11 protein-coding genes are annotated in these 20,619 nt (G+C 62.6%); 8 read left to right on the top strand and 3 right to left on the bottom strand.

Annotated elements, in window-relative coordinates:
- Positions 1–29: 29 nt before the first annotated feature.
- Positions 30–8,684, bottom strand: coding sequence for a GH36-type glycosyl hydrolase domain-containing protein (locus tag ACJ8MK_RS10270; RefSeq protein WP_442517724.1), 8,655 nt, complete (start codon positions 8,682–8,684; stop codon positions 30–32).
- A gap of 541 nt (positions 8,685–9,225) precedes the next feature.
- Between ACJ8MK_RS10270 and menD the strand changes: the two genes are divergently transcribed.
- From menD to menE, 5 genes are read left to right on the top strand one after another with little or no spacing between them, the layout of a single operon-like run.
- Positions 9,226–10,902, top strand: a complete 1,677-nt coding sequence (gene menD, locus ACJ8MK_RS10265; RefSeq protein ID WP_442517723.1) for a 2-succinyl-5-enolpyruvyl-6-hydroxy-3-cyclohexene-1-carboxylic-acid synthase — start codon at positions 9,226–9,228, stop codon at positions 10,900–10,902.
- The gene (menH, locus tag ACJ8MK_RS10260; RefSeq protein WP_033643848.1) at positions 10,899–11,669 is read left to right on the top strand and encodes a 2-succinyl-6-hydroxy-2,4-cyclohexadiene-1-carboxylate synthase; all 771 of its coding nucleotides are present in this window, start codon (positions 10,899–10,901) and stop codon (positions 11,667–11,669) included. The genes menD and menH overlap by 4 nt, the downstream gene beginning before the upstream one ends.
- A gap of 11 nt (positions 11,670–11,680) precedes the next feature.
- Positions 11,681–12,538, top strand: a complete 858-nt coding sequence (gene menB / locus ACJ8MK_RS10255; RefSeq protein ID WP_033635308.1) for a 1,4-dihydroxy-2-naphthoyl-CoA synthase — start codon at positions 11,681–11,683, stop codon at positions 12,536–12,538.
- On the top strand, positions 12,538–13,521 hold the full coding sequence (gene menC, locus ACJ8MK_RS10250) for an o-succinylbenzoate synthase (RefSeq protein WP_172905210.1): 984 nt from the start codon (positions 12,538–12,540) through the stop codon (positions 13,519–13,521). The genes menB and menC overlap by 1 nt, the downstream gene beginning before the upstream one ends.
- Entirely contained in the window at positions 13,509–14,894 is a 1,386-nt protein-coding gene (gene menE, locus ACJ8MK_RS10245) for an o-succinylbenzoate--CoA ligase (protein WP_172905209.1), read from the top strand. Before menC ends, menE begins: the two co-directional genes overlap by 13 nt.
- Positions 14,895–14,937: 43 nt before the next feature.
- On the opposite strand, the gene katA is transcribed toward menE, so the two are convergent.
- Positions 14,938–16,374, bottom strand: coding sequence for a catalase KatA (gene katA / locus ACJ8MK_RS10240; RefSeq protein WP_033653775.1), 1,437 nt, complete (start codon positions 16,372–16,374; stop codon positions 14,938–14,940).
- A gap of 338 nt (positions 16,375–16,712) precedes the next feature.
- On the opposite strand from katA, the gene ACJ8MK_RS10235 reads away from it, so the two are divergent.
- Positions 16,713–17,252, top strand: a complete 540-nt coding sequence (locus ACJ8MK_RS10235) for a YfaZ family outer membrane protein (protein WP_004935943.1) — start codon at positions 16,713–16,715, stop codon at positions 17,250–17,252.
- A gap of 47 nt (positions 17,253–17,299) precedes the next feature.
- Here the strand turns inward: ACJ8MK_RS10235 and tyrP are convergent, their stop codons facing one another.
- Positions 17,300–18,508 carry a tyrosine transporter TyrP gene (gene tyrP / locus ACJ8MK_RS10230; RefSeq protein ID WP_033653776.1) on the bottom strand — a complete coding sequence of 403 codons (1,209 nt, stop codon included), beginning with the start codon at positions 18,506–18,508 and terminating at the stop codon, positions 17,300–17,302.
- A 245-nt stretch (positions 18,509–18,753) separates the two neighbouring features.
- Between tyrP and ACJ8MK_RS10225 the strand changes: the two genes are divergently transcribed.
- Both ACJ8MK_RS10225 and ACJ8MK_RS10220 read left to right on the top strand, forming a co-directional pair.
- The gene (locus ACJ8MK_RS10225; RefSeq protein ID WP_060388058.1) at positions 18,754–19,950 is read left to right on the top strand and encodes a nicotinamide mononucleotide deamidase-related protein YfaY; all 1,197 of its coding nucleotides are present in this window, start codon (positions 18,754–18,756) and stop codon (positions 19,948–19,950) included.
- A 490-nt stretch (positions 19,951–20,440) separates the two neighbouring features.
- A complete protein-coding gene (locus ACJ8MK_RS10220; protein ID WP_004935921.1) occupies positions 20,441–20,593 on the top strand; it encodes a Hok/Gef family protein in 153 nt (50 codons plus the stop codon).
- Positions 20,594–20,619: the final 26 nt, after the last annotated feature.

Genomic DNA, 20,619 nt, shown 5'->3' with positions numbered 1-20,619 from the left:
GGGCGGCGGCCTGCGCCGCCGCCCGACAGCTACGTATCTTCTTTCCCCAAAATCACTTCCACCTGATGGATCCTGCCGTCGTCCCGCAGCGCGATCGTCGGCTCCGACTGAGGGATGCCGTCAACGATGATCTGCGTTTCGCCTTCTCCCTGGCGCACGACCAGCTGATATTCGCTGGCGCCTTCGCGGTAGTTGATCGTGAATTGCGGCCAGTCGGCCGGCAGACGCGTATCGATCGTCAGCCGATCGCCGCGGCGTTTCAGGCCCAGCAACGACTCGAGAATCAAGCGATACATCCAGCCTGCCGAGCCGGTATACCAACTCCAGCCACCCCGGCCGATATGCGGCTCAACTGCGTAGACATCAGCGGTCGCCACGTAAGGTTCGACTTTGTAACGTTCGGCGGCGGCGCTGTCCAGGCTGTGGTTGATGGGGTTGATCAGCGCCATCAGCTGCCAGGCGCGTTCGATGTCACCCATTTCGGCGAAGGCCATCACCGCCCATACCGCGCCGTGGGTGTATTGGCCGCCGTTTTCCCGCACGCCGGGCAGATAGCCGCGGATATAGCCGGGATCGGGACCGTTGCCGTCGAACGGCGGCGTCAACAGTCTGATCAGCCTGGCCTGCGGGTCGACCAGATGTGTATCCAATGACTGCATCGCCTGCCGACTGCGCTGCGGATCGCCGGCGCCGGACAGCACCGACCAGCTTTGCGCAATGGCGTCGATGCGGCACTCCGCGGCCAGGTGTGAGCCGAGCGGTTCGCCGTTGTCGAAATAGCCGCGGCGGTACCATTCGCCATCCCAGGCATGGTTGTGCAGGTTGTCCTTCAGGGCGGCGGCCTGGCGGCGGCACTGTGCGGCCAGGTCGTCATCGTGGTGGCGTTCCGCCAGATCGCCGTAGCGCTGCAGGATGGAAAACAGGAAGAAGCCGAGCCAGACGCTTTCGCCGCGGCCTTCCAGCCCGACCCTGTTCATGCCGTCGTTCCAGTCGCCGGCCCCCATCAGCGGCAACCCGTGCTCGCCGAAGGTCAGGCCGTGTTTCAGCGCGCGCGCGCCGTGCTGGTACAGGCTTTCCCGCACTGCGCTCTGCGCCGGCTGTTCATAGGCGGACTCTTCGCCGGGCGCCAGCTGGCGCGCCTCCAGATAGCCCACCTGTTCGGTCAAAATGCTCTCGTCGCCGGTGGCGTCCAAATAATGACACATCGCCAGCGGCAGCCACAGATAGTCGTCGGAACAGCGGGTGCGCACGCCGTTGCCCTGCGGCGGATGCCACCAGTGCTGCACATCGCCCTCGATAAACTGGCGTGAGGCGCACAGCAGGATCTGTTCGCGCAGCCGTTGCGGCGCGGCGTGGGTCAGTGCCAGCGTGTCCTGCAGCTGATCGCGGAAGCCAAAGGCGCCGCCGGATTGGTAGTAGCCGCTGCGTGCCTGAATGCGGCAGGAGAGAGTTTGGTACAGCAGCCAGCCGTTAGCCAGCAGATCGACCGCCGGATGCGGCGTGCCGATCTGCACCTTATTCAGGATGCCGTCCCAATAGGCGGCGACCTGTTGCCGTTCGTCTTGCAGGCGATCTTCATCCAGGTAGCGCTGCAGCAGCATGTCGGCCTCGTCGGCGTTTTGTCCCAGTCCCAGGACGAACACCAGGCTGCGCTGATCGCCGTCGATCAGGCTGAGCGCCGACTGTACCGCGCCGCACGGATCCAGCCCGGCGCCGACCCTGCCGGAAAGCCGGCGCAGTTTCAGCACCGCCGGATTGGCCAGCGTGCCGTTGCGGCCGAGGAATTCACGCCGATCGCCGCTGATGGAACAGTGGGCGCCGGTAACGCCGAAAAAGGCGGTGCGCTCGGAACCGTTGCCGCCGTAATGGTTGGTGGCCAGAATGCCGCAGCCGCCCGTCGTCGTCGCGGCCTGTGTCACGACGTGCATGGCGGTTTTACTGCGCAAATCGCCGAGGATGAATTCCATGTAGCCGGTGGCGGAGAGTTTGCGCGTGCGGCCTGAACCGTTGGTCAGCGTCAGCAAAAACAGCTTCACCGGCGCGTCCTGCGCCACCAGCATCGTCAGCTGGCTGTCGATGCCGCCTTCGCGGTGCTCGAACACGCTGTAGCCAAAGCCGTGGCGTGTCAAATAGTGGCCGCGACCGCGGGCCGGCAGCGGCGTGGGGGACCAGACGTGGCCGCTTTCCTCGTCGCGCAGATAAAACGCTTCGCCACCGCGATCGCTGATGGGATCGTTATCCCACGGCGTCAGCCGGTACTCGTGAGCGTTTTCGTACCAGCTATAGGCCTGACCGCTTTCTGAGATAACCGTGCCAAACAGCGGGTTGGCGATAACGTTTGACCAGGGTGCCGGAGTGATCTTGTTCTCGTTCATCGCAATGACATATTCGCGTCCGTCGCTGGAGAATCCGCCCAGCCCGTTAAAGAATTGCAGGTCTTCGATGGCGGGCAACTGCGGCGAATGCAGGTTGCGCGGCAGGTTGTCTACCGTCGCCAGCTTCGACGACGCGGTGACCGGAGACAGCGGCTGTTGCAGGGTTTGCGGCAGCTGCAGGCGTTGGTTGAGCTGCTCCGCCAAACCGCCGCGTCGGTCGTCGAGATAGATGCGCGCCACGCTGAGCAGCAGACGATGGTCTTCCGGCGACATATGTTCGCTGGTCCGCACGAAAATGCCCCCCGGCTTGTCGGTCAGGGTGGATTCCATGCCGGCGGCGATCAAGCCCATGATCTGATTTTGCAGATCCTGGCGGTAGCCGCCGACGTCTTCGTTGAGGATCACCAGATCCACCTGCAGCCCCTTAAGGCGCCAATAGTTGTGTGCCTGGATCAGCTGCTGCACCAACGCGATATTCTCCGCGTCGCTGACCGTCAGCAGCACGATCGGCAGATCGCCTGAGATCGAATGCCCCCATAACCCGGACTGGCCGCGGCGGTTGCTGATGATTTCACCGCCGCCAGCGCGCATTTCCTGCGCCGGGAACACCACGGCGCCGGCCAGACGGTTGAACAGATTGGCGTCTTCCTCATTGGCGTTCAGTTGGCGCAACACCACCTGGCTGTGTGACCAGGCCAGTTCGAAGACGCGATCCGCCAAGTGGCGATCGCGATACTTTTCCAGCATCGCCAGACAGGAGGCGCGATCCTCGCAAACGCCGTAAAACACATCCAGCGTCAGCGGAACGTTGGGTTCCAGCACCACGCGCTGGCGGATGGCGATGATCGGATCGATAACCGGCCCGGCGCTGTTGGTCAGCGGCGCATTGTGGTACAACGCCTGCGGATTGGCCGGCGTGCGGCCCCGGCCGATAAATATGCCGCGATCGGTTTCGAACGAGGTTTGCGCGCTGTTTCCCTGTACCGTCATCATGTGCAGCAGCCACGGGCACGTCTCTTTGGGCTCGCGCGGTCTGCGATGACACAGGATAGCTTCCTGGTCTGGCAGTAGCTCGGTTTGCACGAACAGATTGCTAAAGGCCGGGTGCGCCAGATCGTTCCCGGCCGGTGCCAGCACCACTTCGGCATAGCTGGTGATCTCAAGGATGCGCGGCTGTTTACCGCGGTTGATGAGCGTCAGGCGGCGCAGTTCGATATCATCTTCCGGCGAAACCACCACCTGCGTTTTGACCGAAAGCGTGCCCAGATGGCGCTGGAATTCGGCGCCGGCGTCGTTGAACACCGCGCGATAGTCTTTGGCGCCGCCGCCGATCGGTTGCCAGGTATTGCTCCACACTTCGCCGGTTTGCGGATCGCGCAGGTAGCAGAAAGCGCCCCAGTTATCACGGGTGGCGTCCTCGCGCCAACGGGTCAGCGCCAGGTTTTGCCACCGGCTGTAACTGCCGCCGGCCTGCGACAGCATCAGATGATAGTTGGCGTTGGACAACAGTTGCACTTCGGGTATCGGCGTATCGACGCGGGTGAATTCACGCGCGCTGAAGCTGGCCGGCTGGATGGTGCCTTCGTGGGTTTCGAAATGACGACGCGGGCTATAGAGCTCGACTGCGTCCGGCACGCGTTCCTGCAGCAGCAGGCGCGCTGACTGGAAGGCGGGATAGCGGGCGAAACGCGCCACCATCGGCGCATCCAGCAGCAGGTGCGACAGCGCCAGGAACCCCATGCCCTGGTGGTGTGCCATGTAGGAGCGGACGATCGTGTACAGTTGCCCGCGGCTCAGGCGTGCGGTGGTGTAATCGAGCGCTTCGTAAAAACCGTATCGCCCTTTGGCGCCGTTGTGTTCCAGCGTCAGCAGGTTATTGCAAGCGGCGACGGGCTCAACGATCAGTGCCATCAGCGTCGCGTAAGGGGCGATCACCATATCGTCGGCCAGGCCGCGCCGCAGCCCCAAACCGGGCACCCCAAAGGCGTGATATTGATAATTTTGCTGCGCGTCGAAGCCGAAATAGCCGGATTCGGAAACGCCCCAGGGGACGCCGCGCTCCTTACCCCAGGCGATTTGGCGCGCCACCGCCGCGCGGCACATCTGCACCAGCAGCGAATCGGGATAGGCGGGCATGACCAACTGCGGCATCAGGTATTCGAACATCGACCCGCTCCACGACATCAGCGCAGGCTCCTTGTCGATGACGGTGAACAGCCGGCCAAGGGCGAACCAGCTGCGCTGCGGCACCTGATTGGTCGCGATGGCCACGTAGTTGGTCAGACGGATTTCCGACGCCAGCAGATCGTATTTGCTGCTGTCCATGCGGTTATGGTCGCAGTTGAAGCCGACGCTCAGCAGGTGGGTCGATTCGTCATACAGGAAGTGGAAGTCCATCTGCGCCATTTTTTCCAGCCGCTGCCGCAGGCTGCCGAGTTGCGCCAGGCGCTGTTGCGCCAGCGCGGCGGCGGCATCGAGCCGGCTTTGTTGCTCGGCCGAAAGCCCCAGGTTCGCCGGGGCGTCGGCCAACCAGCGCAGGCTGGGCGGCTGCGCCAGATCCGGCGGCGCATCGCTCAGCCAGCCATACCATTGCGCCCATTCCGCACAGAGTTCATTAAGCTGCTGATGGAGCGCGCCGGCCCAGCGTTTAGTTTCTTCGCCGTGGTTTAACGCCGGCTCCTGCAACCCGTTGCTGTAGTTGCGCATGGCGTCCAATTCAAGCAGCAGCGCGGCGTACGGGCTGTTTTGCGCCTGTTGCCAATGTTGGCGCAGTTTGGCCAGGTTTTTCGGCGCTGCGTTTCCCCACTGCTGTTCCAGCAGTTCCAGGCTGTCTCCCAGACCGGCCACTATCCGCTGCGGATCGATGACCGGCTGTTGGGCCAGCGCCGGCAGCCCGGCGCAGAGCGTCAGCAGATGCCCGGCCAGGTTGCCGCTGTCGACGCTGGAAATATAGCGCGGGTTTAACGGCTCTAAGGTGCGCGTGTCGTACCAGTTGTACAGATGGCCGCGATAGTGCTCCATGCGATCCAGCGTATCGAGCGTCAGTTCAATGCGGCGCAGCGCCTCGCACAGCGTCAGGTAGCCGAAATCGCAGGCGGTGAGGTTGGCCAATAGCGACAAACCGATATTGGTCGGCGAGGTGCGGTGCGCTATCACCGGTTCCGGTATTTCCTGATAGTTGTCCGGCGGCAGCCAGTTCTCCTGAGCATTGACGAAGGTGTTGAAAAAGTCCCAGGTCTGGCGGCTGGTATGGCGCAGGAAACGCCGTTGCTCCTCATCGATCGCCGTTTTGCTGCGCTGCGGCTCGCGGCTCAGGTAGTAGAGCAAGAACGGCGCGAATACCCACAGCGCGGAAAGCGGCAAGGCGACGACGAGCGCCATCGGGTTATGCCACGCGGTGAGCAGCAGCAACCCCGCCCCGGCCAGCGGATTGACCCACATGGCGCGATAGAAATTGGTCGGCGTCACCCGCAGGCGCGTTTTGCTCTGGGCGTAGCTGGTCCACTCTTGCAGATTGCGTTGGCTGAACAGCAGGCGCCATAGGGTAACGGCGATCGCTTTCAGGCTGTACAGCGCTTCGTGCGGGAGTGCCGCGAGGCGCAGGCCGATTTGTGCCAACCGGTGCAGCGTGCCCTTCAGCGCCAGCCGCACATGCTGGAGAAACGGGCGGCGTGGCGGTTTGCGCGCGATGTCCTGCAGCAGCGCCAGCGCGGAAGGCAGCAGCAGAAGGATAAAGACCACCGCCAGCCAGTAACCGGTGTTGGGCAACCCTGTCAGGCAGCAGAATAAAAGCAGCAACAGGCTGGGGGCCACCAGGCTGCGGCGCAGGTTGTCGAACAGCTTCCACTGCGACAGCGCGCTCAGCGGGTTGGCGCAGCGTGAGCCGTCCGCTTTTTTCACCCGCGGCAGCAGCCAGTTAAGCAACTGCCAGTCGCCGCGGATCCAGCGCGAACGGCGCGCCACGTCGACCAGATAGTTGCTGGGATATTGCTCATACAACAGCACATCGCTCAACAGCCCCGAGCGGGCATAGCAACCTTCCAGCAGATCGTGGCTCAGCACTAAATTCTCCGGGCAGGTGCCTTGCAGGCTGCGCGCAAACACGTCCACGTCGTAAATGCCTTTGCCGATGAATGAGCCTTCGCCAAACAGATCCTGATAAATGTCCGACGCCATGCGCGTATAGGGATCGTTGCCCGGCGTGCTGCTGCATAAGGCGGCGTAACGTCCCTGACCAAAACGCGGGATCTCTTCGGCCATGCGCGGCTGCAAAATGGCGTAGCCTTCCACCACGCGCTGTCTGTTTTCGTCATACTGCGGCTGGTTGAGCGGATGCGCCATGGCGGCGATCAGCTGGTGAGCGGTGTCGCGCGGCAATACGGTATCGCTGTCGAGGGTGATGACGTATTTGACGTTTTTCAGAGCCTCAAGGCCGGCGCCAACCAGGCTGGAGAAGGCGTTGTCGCGGTTGCGTAGCCAGTCGTTAAGCGCATTCAGCTTGCCGCGTTTGCGCTCCAGCCCCATCCACACGCCCTGTTTGTCATTCCACTGCCGATCGCGGTGGAACAGGAAAAAGTGGCCCGGCCCTTCACAGGGATAGCGTGCATTCAGCGCGCCGATTTTTTCACTGACGTAAGCCAGCAACGCGGCGTCGTCAGCCTGCCGCTGATGCGGGGCGTCGTTAAAGTCGGTGAGCAGCGCGAAATGCAGGTGCTTCATCGCATTACCCAGATAACAGACCTCCAGCGCGTTGAGCAGCCGGTCGATGCCGGTTTTCTCGTCGAGCAGGGTGGGGATCACCACCAATGTGCGGAACTCGGCCGGAATGCCGCAGGAGAAATCGAGCCTCGGCAAAGGTCGGGGTTCCCGGCTGCGGGTCGTAACTTCGCTGAGCAGGTTAAGCACGAATTGGCTGACGACGATCGCCAACGGGAAAAACAGCAGCGCCAATCCCCACCAGCTGATGCCGCTGCCCGCCGCGTGGCGCAACAGTTCCGCACAGCTGGCGGTGGTGAGCAGGCTGAGGCTGCCGAGCCAGGACAGCAGCGGCGCCTGGTTCAGCGCGTGGCGCACCCGGGTAATGCGGCTGAGGCGTACCGCCAACTGCTGTTCCAGCGCCGGTCTGCCGTCGTCGATCAGGTAGTAGCCGATGTGATGGTTGCGCGCATCGCCGACGGGATCTTCCGCCGCCACTCGCGCCATGTTGAGCACGTGTCGCGCAACCTGTACCTCGTCGTGCGGGCTGTGGCGGGCCAGCATTTCGATCACGTGGCGATAGTGATCGCGGGTGTCGAAGTGCATCATCGGATACACCCCAGCCGGATCCTGACGCAGCGTTTGATCTACCAGGCTCATGGTTTCCACAAATTCCGCCCAATCCATTTCGCTCAGTTGGCGCAGGCCGGCGATGCTGTTGCTGACCGACAGTTGGCTGACCGCCAACTGTTGGTTGAAGCGGTGGATCAGTTCATCGGAGGTCATGCTGACCTCCGCCAGACGCTGTTCCACCCAGGTGAGCGGCAGCGCCAGCATGGTGCCGTGGCCCTGCAGACGGCGCACCAGCTCGGCGACGAAGGCGCTGGTGCGCGGCGGATTGGATCGCGCCATGTCGGCGATAACGATGATCAAATTGGCCGGATCGTTTTCCGCCGATTCGAGCATTTTATTGACCCAGTCATCGGCCAGGTTGCGTTCACGCTGAGCCTGCGCTACCTCGACGCTGACGCGGCGCAGGTTGTCTATCAGCGCCAGACGCAGCATGCCCGGCAGCGCCCACAGTTCACCCAGCGTCAGATTGGTTTCCTTTTGATAGGCGGCGATATAGCGCGTCAGGCTCTCTGCGTCCCAGCGCCCGTCGCCGTGGGTGATGGCTTCGGCGGCGATGTCGTAAATGCGCGGGCAGTTGTGCGGTGCAGTCAGCTGCGGCAAGCCGCGGCCAAAGGTCTTAGGCAAGTGATGTCGCACCACGCGGATTTGCTCTTCGATCAAATAGTAATTATCGAGCAACCACTCCCCGGCGGGCGTCATGCTGCTTTTTTTGCCGTTGCTGAGCTGGCGGCAGCTCTCAGCCAGCACCCGTTCGTTGTGATCCAGCCGCTTCAGCAAATAGTAGGGGGTCTTACGCGTCGCCAGTTTGTGAGAGCGTGCCAGACGCTGGCCGTAGCGTTCCATCTGATCGACGGAAAACAGCTCGGCCTTGATGGTGCCGCCGAGCGGTTCCGGTTCGCCTTTAGCGCTTCTGGCGGCGAGCGGCTTTATTTTGCTGTTTTTGCGTTGACTTCTTAACCAATTGATAAGTTTTTCTTTCACACAAAAGCTCCTCACTTCTGACCAAAAGGGCAGCCGGTAAACCCGCTGGGAGTGCGTGAACATCCTGTATCTGGCGCCGGGAACATATGGCGTGGATTTGTTGCAGGAAGGAACAGACCTTTCCAGTATAGCTGTTCAGAATGAGATGTGTCTGTTTTTTAATCGTATTGTTTAATTTTAATAAACATTTGTCGAGGCGGGGCGTTCTGACCTATGCCCGATCAGCAACGGTATGTCATGGAGGTTGACTTGCTGTGGCGGGAAGATCCGTCAGGATAAACTCACTGGGTATTTCCCTGATTTTTGTATGGGCGGATTGAGCTCAGAATGTCGCAGGTGTAAAGTATTTGTGTTTTTATTGTTTGTTTTTTGTTCTAAATCAAATAATTATCTGGTGTAAACGCCCAGGGATATACGGCGTTCTTGCGCTGGCGCAAAAGCCGTGAAAATAACACCTCATATAATACAGAGCGTAACTACAGGCGCGGCGTCCGTCGGCTGCGCCGGAGACGATCTCTGCTAACTGACTTGTGAGCGAACTATGTCGACAAGTGTTTTTAATCGCCGGTGGGCGGCTGTGCTGCTCGAGGCGCTGGCCCGCCATGGGGTGCGGCATGTTTGTATCGCTCCGGGATCGCGCTCCACGCCGCTGACGCTGGCCGCCGCGGCTAACCGATCGTTTATCTGTCATACCCATTTTGATGAGCGCGGGCTCGGCCATCTGGCGCTTGGGTTGGCGAAGGCGGCGCGTGAGCCGGTGGCGGTGATCGTCACGTCCGGCACCGCGGCGGCCAACCTTTATCCCGCGTTGATTGAAGCCGGCCTGACCGGTGAGCGGCTGGTGTTTCTCACCGCCGATCGGCCGCCGGAGTTGATCGACTGCGGCGCCAATCAGGCGATCCGTCAAAACGGCCTCTACAGCAGCCACCCGACGCTGGCGATCGATCTGCCGCGTCCTACGCCGGATATTCCGGCCGCGTGGCTGGCCTCCAGCGTCGACAGCGCGATGGCGCGCCTGCAACACGGCGCTTTGCACATCAACTGCCCGTTCGCCGAGCCGCTGTACGGCGGCGACGAACGTCACTATGCCGATTGGTCCGCCGCGCTGGGCGACTGGTGGCAGAGCGATCGCCCGTGGCTGCAGGAAAGCGAGACGCGTACGGCGCCATTGCCGCAGCCGGACTGGTTCTTCTGGCGGCAAAAGCGCGGCGTGGTGTTGGCCGGGCGCATGAGCGCGCAAGAGGGCGCGCAGGTGGCCGAATGGGCCGCAACGCTGGGCTGGCCGCTGATCGGCGACGTGCTGTCGCAGACCGGGCAACCGCTGCCCTGCGCCGATTTGTGGCTCGCTCACCCGCAGGCGCAGCGCGTACTGCAAGATGCGCAGCTGGTGGTGCAGTTCGGCGGCAGCCTGACCGGCAAACGCCTGCTGCAGTGGCAGGCGCAGTGCCGGCCTGAAGAGTATTGGATCATCGACGAGCTGCCGGGGCGGCTCGATCCGGCCCAGCACCGGGGGCGGCGCCTGCGCGCCGGCGTGGCTCAGTGGTTGGCGCAGCACCCGGCGCAGCCGCGCCAGCCTTGGGCCGCCGGGCTGGCCGTGCTGGCGGATAAAGCGCTGACGGCGGCATCCACGCATCTGCACGATAACTTTGGCGAAGCGCAGCTGGCGCACCGCCTGCCGGAGCTGCTGCCGGAGAACGGCCAGCTGTTTCTCGGCAACAGCCTGGTGGTGCGGCTCATCGACGCGCTAACGCCATTGCCCGTCGCCTACCCGGTATTCAGCAATCGTGGTGCCAGCGGCATCGACGGCCTGATCTCCACCGCCGCTGGCGTGCAGCGCGCCACCGCCAGACCGACGTTGGCGGTGGTGGGCGATCTTTCCGCTCTGTATGACCTCAATGCGCTGGCGCTGCTGCGCCAGAGCTCGGCGCCGACGGTGCTGATCGTCGTCAACAACAACGGCGGCCAAATTTTCTCGCTGCTGCCGACGCCGGAAGAGGATCGTCAGCGCTTTTACTGCATGCCGCAGAACGTCGAGTTCAGCCACGCGGCGGCGATGTTCCAGCTGGGTTACGCGCGGCCGGCGAACTGGGGCCAGCTGCAACAGGCGGTTGAGCAAGGCTGGCGGCGCGGCGGCGCCACGCTTGTCGAACTGCAGGTGCCACCGAGCGCGGGGGCCGAAAGCCTGCAATACCTGGTGCAACAGATGGCGGTGCAATGATGCTGGCGACGCGAATTTTGCAACAGGGCGAGGCGGGCCGCCCGTGGCTGGTATGGCTGCACGGCCTGCTGGGCAACAACAATGAATGGCGGGTAATCGCCGCGCGTTGCCCGGAATGGCCGTCGCTGGCCATCGATCTGCCCGGCCACGGCGATTCCGTGGCGGTGAGCTGCCGCGGCTTTGACGACATCAGCGCGCAAATCGCCGCGACCCTGCAACTGCGCAATATTGAACGTTATTGGCTGGTGGGCTACTCGCTCGGCGGGCGCATCGCCATGTATCACGCTTGCCACGGTCGCCATGACGGCCTGCAAGGCGTGATCGTCGAGGGCGGCAATCCGGGGCTTGAGGACGAACAACAGCGCCGCGATCGTTGCGAGCAGGATGCGCGATGGGCGGCGCGTTTTCGCAGTGAGCCGATTGCCGAAGTCCTGGCGGACTGGTATCAGCAGCCGGTGTTCAAAGAGCTTAGCCATGTGCACCGCCAGGCGCTGATCGCCGCGCGTTCGGTCAACAGCGGCCCGGCGATTGCCGACATGCTCGAAGCCACATCGCTCGGCAGACAGCCTTATCTGGCGCCGCAGCTGCGCCAACTGACCGTGCCGCTGCGGGTGCTGTGCGGTGAGAACGACCCCAAATTTCAACGGCTGGCGCGCGACGCCGGGTTGCCGTTGCGCATCGTGCCGCAGGCCGGCCACAACGCGCATCTGGCCAATCCGCAGGATTTCGTCGCCGAGCTGCAGACCTTTCTCGTTAACCCTGGTTAAAGGAACCGAACATGCTTTATCCGAATGAAGAACAGCTGTATGCCGCTATCGCCTGGCAGGATTGCACCGGCGATTTCGAAGACATTCTGTATCACAAGTCCGCCGACGGCATCGCCAAAATCACCATTAACCGGCCGCAGGTGCGCAACGCGTTTCGCCCGCAAACGGTTAAAGAGATGATCGACGCGCTGGCCAACGCCCGTTACGACGACGGCATCGGCGTCATTATTCTGACCGGCGCCGGCGATAAGGCCTTCTGCTCCGGCGGCGATCAGAAAGTGCGCGGCGATTACGGCGGCTATCGCGACGACAGCGGCGTGCATCACCTCAACGTGCTGGACTTCCAGCGCCAGATCCGCACCTGCCCGAAACCGGTGGTGGCGATGGTGGCCGGTTATTCGATCGGCGGCGGCCACGTGCTGCACATGATGTGCGATCTGACCATCGCGGCGGATAACGCCATCTTCGGCCAGACCGGCCCGAAAGTGGGCTCGTTCGACGGCGGTTGGGGCGCGTCTTACATGGCACGCATCGTCGGCCAGAAGAAGGCGCGCGAAATCTGGTTCCTGTGCCGCCAGTACGATGCCGCCGCCGCGCTGGACATGGGGCTGGTCAATACCGTGGTGCCGCTGGCCGATCTGGAAAAAGAGACGGTGCGCTGGTGCCGCGAAATGCTGCAGAACAGCCCGATGGCGCTGCGCTGCCTGAAGGCGGCGCTGAACGCCGACTGCGACGGCCAGGCCGGTTTGCAGGAGCTGGCGGGCAACGCCACCATGCTGTTCTACATGACCGACGAAGGGCAGGAAGGGCGCAACGCGTTCAACGAGAAGCGTCAGCCGGACTTCAGCAAATTCAAGCGTAACCCGTAATGAACGGGGTAAACCGCAGCGCGGCGCTTTACCGTTACAGCCTGCCGATGGAGGCGGGCGTGGTGCTGCGCAATCAGCGGTTGAAAACGCGTGACGGATGGGTGGTGCAGCTGCGTCAGGGCGAGCGTGAAGGCTGGGGCGAGATCGCGCCGCTGCCGGAATTCAGCCGGGAAACGCTGGCGCAGGCCGAACAGGCCGCGTTGGACTGGCTGCAGGCCTGGTTGGCGGGCAACGAACCGGATGACAGCGCGCTGCCTTCGGTGGCCTTTGGGCTCAGCTGCGCGCAGGCCGAGCTGGAGCAGCGCTTGCCGACGCAGGCGGATTTCCGCAAGGCGCCGCTGTGTACCGGCGATCCGGACGAGCTGTTCGAGATATTGAGCGCCTTGCCGGGCGAGAAAGTCGCTAAGGTGAAGGTGGGGCTGTATGAGGCGGTGCGCGACGGCATGATCGTCAACGTGCTGCTGGAGGCGCTGCCGGATCTGCGGCTGCGGCTGGACGCCAACCGCAGCTGGACCCGCGCCAAAGCCGACGGCTTCGCCAAATACGTCAACCCGGCGTGGCGCGATCGCATCGCCTTTTTGGAAGAGCCCTGCAAGACCCGTGATGAATCGCGCGATTTCGCCCGGGCGACCGGCATCGCCATCGCCTGGGATGAGAGCGTGCGCGAGGCGGACTTTGTGGTGCAGGCCGAGCCGGGCGTGGCGGCCATCGTGATCAAGCCGACGCTGGTCGGCAGCCTGGCGCGCTGCCAGGCGCTGGTGGCGCAGGCACACGCGGCGGGGCTGACGGCGGTGATCAGTTCCAGCATCGAGTCCAGCCTGGGATTAACCCAGCTGGCGCGCATCGCCCGCTGGCTGACGCCGGACACCGTGCCGGGGCTGGACACGCTGGGGTTGATGCAGGCGCAGGTGCTGCGGCCTTGGCCGGGCAGCGCATTGCCGCTGCTGGATATTTCGGCGCTGGAATGCCTATGGCGCCGTTAAGCGATTGGCCGTGGCGGCACTGGGCGAGCCTTCAACCGCAGGCGACGGCGCTGCTGCTTGGCGAGCGGCCGCTGAGTTGGCTGGCGTTGCAAGGCCAGGTGGATGAGCTGGCGGCGGACTTCCAGCACCAGGGCGTGGAGCCGGGCTGTGGCGTGGCGCTGTGCGGTAAAAACAGCTACCCGCTGCTGCTGGCCTATCTGGCGCTGCTGCAATGCGGCGCGCGCCTGTTGCCGCTCAATCCTGCCTTGCCGACGCCGCTGTTGGCGCAGCTGCTACCCGAATTGGACATCACCTTTGCCTTCGGCCCGGATCCGTTGCCGGCGCTGCCGGAAGAGGTGATTCGATTGACGCCGCCCTCGACCGAGCCGCGCTGGCCGAACCTGCCGGCGTGGGATGCGCAACGTCTGGCGACGCTGACGCTGACCTCGGGCTCCAGCGGCCTGCCGAAAGCGGCGGCGCACAGCTACGCCAATCATCTGGCCAGCGCCGCCGGGGTGTTGCGGCTGATGGATTTTCAGCGCGAGGATTGCTGGCTGCTGTCATTGCCGCTGTTTCACGTCTCCGGCCAGGGCATCGTCTGGCGCTGGCTGGCGGCGGGGGCGCGGCTGGCAGTGCGCGAGATGCATCCGCTGGCCGAGGCGTTGGCGGGATGCACGCACGCCTCGCTGGTGCCGACACAGCTCTGGCGGCTGCTGGCGCAACCGCTGACGGGCATGACGCTGAAAGAGGTGCTGCTCGGTGGCGCCATGATCCCGGTGGCGCTGACCGAACGGGCGGAAGCGGCGGGGATCCGCTGCTGGTGCGGCTATGGGCTGACCGAACTGGCTTCCACGGTGTGCGCCAAGCGCGCCGATGCGCGGCCGGGCGTCGGCCTGCCGCTCAGCGGCCGCGAGGTAAAACTGGTGGACGAAGAGGTCTGGATCCGCGCCGACAGCCTGGCGCTCGGCTACTGGCGTCATGGCCAGCTGCAGCCGCTGGCGGATGCACAGGGCTGGTTCGCGACCCGCGATCGCGGCGCGATGGCCGAGGGGGAACTGCGCATTTTGGGCCGGCTGGACAACCTGTTTTTCAGCGGCGGCGAAGGGGTGCAGCCGGAGGATATCGAACGCGTGTTGGCGGCGCACCCGCAGATCTCGCAGGCGTTTGTGGTGCCGGTGGCGGACGCCGAGTTCGGCCAGCGGCCGGTGGCGGTAATCGACGGCGATCCGTCGCTGTCGCTGGCGGCGTTGCTCGCCTGGTCGCAGGACAAGCTGGCTAATTTCCAACGCCCGGCGGCGCTGCTCCCGCTGCCTGAGGAACTGAAAAACGGCGGCATCAAGATTTCGCGCCGCCAGTTGCAGCAATGGGTGGCGCAGCGCCTCTCTCAGGCATAAAAAAGCCGCCCGAAAGGGCGGCTGAGTGGATGACGGCAGGGGGTTATTGCAGCCCCAGCGCCTTGGCGACGCCGGCGCCGTAGTCCGGGTGCACCTTGGTGAACAGCTCGACCTGACGGCGCTGGATTTGCTCCGGCACCTGCGACAGTTCGCCGGCGATGCGGGTGAACATGCGCTGGTGCTCTTCGGCGCTCAGCAGGTTGAACAGCGCGCGCGGCTGGCTGTAGTAATCGTCGTCTTCACGATGATTCCAGTGGTCGGCCGCGCCCTCAATGCTCAGCGGCGGCTCGCTGAAGTCCGGCTGCTCCTGGAACAGGCCGAAGCTGTTTGGTTCGTAGGTGGCGCCGTTGCCGCTGTTGCCGTCCACGCGCATCGCGCCGTCGCGATGGTAGTTGTGGAACGGGCATTTGGCGCCGTTCACCGGGATCTGGTGGTGGTTGACGCCCAGGCGATAGCGGTGCGCATCGCCATAGGAGAACAGACGGCCCTGCAGCATTTTATCCGGCGAGAAACTGATGCCCGGCACCACGTTGGCGGGGTTCATCGCCACCTGCTCAACCTCGGAGAAGTAGTTGTCGGGGTTGCGGTTCAGCTCGAAATAGCCGACGTCGATCAGCGGATAGTCGCCGTGCGGCCACACCTTGGTCAGATCGAACGGGTTGTATGGCGTCTGCGAGGCTTCGTGTTCCGGCATGATCTGAATTTGCAGCTTCCAGCGCGGGAAGTCGCCGCGTTTGATCGCGTCGAACAGATCGCGCTGTGAGCTTTCGCGATCCTTGGCGATGATCGCTTCCGCTTCTTCATCCATCAGGTTTTCAATGCCTTGCTGGCAGCGGAAGTGGAATTTCACCCAGAAACGCTCGTTGGCGGCATTGATAAAGCTGAAGGTGTGGCTGCCGAAGCCGTGCATGTGGCGATAGGACTTCGGAATGCCGCGATCGCTGAAGTCAATGGTCAGCTGGTGCAGCGATTCAGGCAGGTGGGAGAAAAAGTCCCATTTGTAGACCGGGTTGCGCAGGTTGGTATGCGGATCGCGTTTCACCACGTGGTTGAGATCGGGGAATTTCAGCGGATCGCGCAGGTAGAACACCGGCGTATCGTTACCCACCAAATCCCAGTTGCCTTCTTCGGTATAGAACTTCATGGCGAAGCCGCGAATGTCGCGTTCGGCGTCGGCGGCGCCGCGTTCACCGGCGACGGTGGAGAAGCGGATGAACATGTCGGTCTGTTTGCCGACCTCGGAGAAGATCTTGGCGCGGGTGTAGCGGGTGATGTCGTGGGTGACGGTAAAGGTACCGTAAGCGCCGGATCCCTTGGCGTGCATGCGGCGCTCGGGAATGACTTCACGGTCGAAGTGGGCCAGTTTTTCCAGGAACCACACGTCCTGCAACAGCATCGGGCCGCGTTTGCCTGCGGTGATCACGTTATTGTTATCGACAACCGGGGCGCCGGCTGCGGTGGTCAGTCCTTTCTTGCTCATCACTTGCTCCTTATCGTAGTGCAGTTAAGTAAAGACTCGGGCGGTTTAAGCGTTCATCAGCATAGTCCTTTGGCGGGGCTTCTTCCCCTGACCTTGGTCAAAGCCACTACTAGTTGTAGCCCTATTGCCGAGCGACGGCAAATAGGTCTCGGTTATCGTTGGCATTGCCTTGACGAATATAGAATCTTGTTTGCAAATATTTACATTTATTTGATTATTGAAGAATTTTTTCGCTTTTATCCCTTAAATACTCATTGCGCTTTGGTATAGACTCGTGACGTTATTATTATGCGTTGATTCGATCATTCGGTACGGATGACAAACCAGAGGGAAAGATGATGAAAAAGACTTGGGTCGCGTGCGCGGCAGGATTGCTGTTGGTGACCGGCGCGGCGAACGCCATCAGCGTGTCGGGCGAAGCCGGGCAGCACTACACCAACCTGGGCGTTGGCATGAGCACCGGCTCTTCTGGTCTGGGCCTGACCGGCAACTGGGCGCGCAGCGACCACGACGGTAACGTCGGCAGCGTGGGGCTGAACTTCGGCGTGCCGCTGGGGCCGTTGACGGCGACCGTGGGTGCCAAAGCGCTGTACCTCAGCCCGAAAGACGGGAAGAGCGGCGGGGCGGTGGCGCTGGGCGGCGGCCTGGAGTGGGAGATCAACCGTTACTTCAGCCTGCACGGCGAAGGGTACTTTGCCCCTGAATCCTTCACCAGCGGCGTGAAAGCCTATAACGAAGCCAGCGGCGGCCTGCGCTGGAAGTTCCGTCCGCTGAGCGTGGACGTGGGCTACCGTTACATGCAAATGGAAGGCAAAGACGGGCGTCGCGACAACACGCTGGCCGATGGCCCTTACGTCGGCGTGGGTCTGAGCTTCTGACGCTGTGAAAAAGGGGCCTTCAGGCCCCTTTATCTTTTCTGCCTGGTTTACCCCACCGCCGGCAGCATGCCGCTGGCGATGCCCAGTTGAATGGCGATCACCGTCACCCCGCAGACAAACACCAACGCCAGCGCCGGCGTACCGCCCCAGACGCGATACTGCGCCTGATGTTTTTTGCGCGTTTTCCACACCAGCAGTGAAGGCAACAGCAGCGCCAACACCGACAAGGCAATGGCGGCGAATCCTAGCGCCAGCACGAAGCCGCGCGGATAGAACAGCGCAAAGGCCAGCGGCGGCAAGAAGGTGATGGCGCCGGTTTGCAGGCGGCCACGCACGTTGTCTTGCCGCTTGAACAGGTCGGCCAGGAAATCGAACAGCCCGAGCGCGACGCCGAGGAACGAGGTCGCCAGCGCCAGATCGGCGAACAGGTGCACCGCCAGTTCAACGTGCGGCGAAGCCACCGCGTCGCGCACCGCCTGCAACAAACCGTTCAGCCCGGCCTGCTGCGCCAGAATGCCGACGAAGGTGTCGGAGCTGATGCTGCCCAGCGTTGCCAACTGCCAGAAGATGTAGGCCATCAGCGGGATAGCGCTGCCGATGATAAACACCCAGCGCAGTTTGCGAATGTTGCCGCCCATATAGTTGACGATGCTCGGCACGCTGCCGTGGAAGCCGAAAGAGGTGAAGATCACCGGAATAGCCGACAGCGCCAGGCCTTGCTCCAGCGGCAGCGTCATCAGGTTGGTTTGGTGGATATTCGGCAACATCAGGCCTAGCATCACCACCAGAAATACCACTTTGGCGCTGAACAGGATGCGGTTGAACAAATCGACCGAGTGGGTGCCGATGCATACCACGCCGCCGGCCACCAGGGTGAACAGCAGAACGCCGAGCGACACCGGGAAGTCCTGCGATGTCCACTGGCTGATGCTGGTGGCGAGCAGTTCGCCGGCGCCGCTGATGTAGGCGGCGGTGAGGGCGTACATCAGGAACATCATGCTAAAGCTGGTCAGCCACTGGCCGCCGCCGCCGAGATAACGTTTGGCGAGGGTGCCCAGACCGGTATCCGCCTGCTCATGCTGGTAAACCTCTACCAGCAGCAGCGCGGTGTAACACATCAACAGCCACAGCCCGACCAGTAAGGCCAGCGTGACGCCGAAGCCGACGCCGGCCGCCGCCAGCGGCATCGCCAGCATCCCGGCGCCAATGGTGGTGCCCGCCACGATAAAAACACTGCCAAGAGTGCGATTCTTCACGTTTTTTCTCTACCAGCCGAAAGATTTTGAAAATTATAGGTAACGATTTATGAGGATGGCAGGATAGTGGAAGCCCTAATTTGTGTCAAACCGACGTTACGCATGATGTACAGTAATGTTTACATTGCGGCGAACTGCATGGCACATGAGGAACGGGCCCATGGCTGAAATTATCCGCAGGCGGCTAGTGAAAAGTTATTTACGGGCTTCTATAGTGGAATGACCAAAAAATGTGGGAGAGATCAATGTTAAGGGTGGAGATGCTCAGCACCGGCGATGAGGTGCTGCACGGGCAAATTATTGATACCAACGCCGCCTGGCTGGCGGACTACCTGTTCCAGCAGGGAGTGCCGATGAGCGGGCGGGAAACGGTCGGGGACAGCCTCTCTGCGTTGATCGAGATCCTGCAGGAAAGAAGCCATATCGCCGATGTGCTGATCGTCAACGGCGGCCTGGGGCCGACCAGCGACGATCTCAGCGCGCTGGCCGCCGCCAAAGCCTGTGGCGTAGAGCTGGTCGAACGGGCCGACTGGCTGGCGCGCATGGAAGCCTATTTCGCCGAGCGCGGGCGGCCGATGGCCCCTTCCAACCGCAAGCAGGCGCAGATCCCGGCCAACGCGGAAATGCTGGATAACCCGGTGGGCACCGCCTGCGGGTTCGCGCTGCAGCTGAACCGATGTCAGATGTTCTTCACCCCCGGCGTGCCGTCGGAATTCAAAGTGATGGTCGAACAGCAGATCGTGCCGCGTCTGCGCCAGCGCTTCACTTTGCCGACGCCGCCGCTCTGCCTGCGCCTGACCACCTTCGGCACCTCAGAGAGCGATCTGGCCGCCGAGCTGGACGGTATGCCGCTGCCGCCGGATGTGGTGCTGGGTTACCGTTCCTCCAGCCCGATCATCGAGCTGAAGCTGACCGGGCCGGAAAGCCGGCGTGCGGAAATGGAACTGGCCTGGCGGCGCGTGCGCGAGGTGGCGGGGGACAACTGCATCTTTGAAGGCACTATCGGGTTGCCGGCGACGCTGACACAGCGCCTGAATCAGCAAGGGCTGAAGCTGGCGTTGAGCGAGCAGTTCAGCGCCGGGTTGATCAATCTGCAGCTGCAGAGCGAAGGGGCGCCGCTGGCGGGGGGAGAGCTGCTGCCGGCGCACTGTATCGAAACGCTGGAAACCACGCTGGCGCGCGCCCGCTCGCTGGCGGAATTGACCGGCGCGCCGTTGGCGTTGGCGGTCAGCGCCATGTGCGACGATCAGGTGAGCATTGCGCTGCATACGCCGCGCGGCGGCATTGGCCAGACCGTTCGTTATCGTGCGTCGCGCCACGGCCTGCGGCTGCGGCAGGAGTCGGTGGCGATGCTGGCGCTGGATATGCTGCGCCGCTGGCTGAATGGGGGCCAGGCGTGCGGTAAAAACGCCTGGCTGGAGGTGGTGGAAATTATCGAGTGACGGTCATGGCGCCGAGTTGCCGGCGTCACGGCTTTGCTGCAGCCGTTCGGACGCCAGACGTGAAAGGTGTATCGCCGCCGCGCCCCGCTTTTGCAGATCTTGCACCATAGTCCTTGAGCGCCTGCGCGGCGAAACCGCGCTGCAGATCGCGGAAACGCTGGTATATGCCTCGCCGAGTAATTTTATCGCCATGTTTCGCAAAGCCTTTGGCGATCCCCTGGCGCGTTATTTTTCCGCGTCGGCAGGAAAGGGGTGTTAAGCGAAATACTTTGAGGATAGTTATATATCCCTGATTAATCATAATCTTATAGGGGATATTCGCGGCGAGGGAATGCTGTTACTCTTTTGGCGGGTGCTTGAGACTGTTCGTCTTGGGCATTGTGTGACAAGGCGGATAGATGAAAGCCCCAGACTGACTCTCAATCAGAATGGGGCTGCACATACCGCCTAGACACCGGTATGGTAGCCCCTTCACAGCAAGGAGGCAAGCATGCGCTTAAGGCATGTGTTTCATTCGCTAACCGTTGTATGTATTACGGTTTTGTTATTTATCTGGATGATAAGAGACTCGCTGTGCGAGCTGAAAATCTACCAGGAAAATATCACTATCCTGATCAGGTTGGCGTGTGAGGTGAAGCGGTAATCATAGGGCGGGGGCAACCCCGCCTT

Origin of the sequence: Serratia sp. CY38905 (assembly GCF_052168875.1) — a bacterium.
Lineage (GTDB): Bacteria > Pseudomonadota > Gammaproteobacteria > Enterobacterales > Enterobacteriaceae > Serratia > Serratia sarumanii.
Note: the sequence above shows the minus strand (reverse complement) of the source record. Positions and strands in the feature narration are given on the sequence as shown.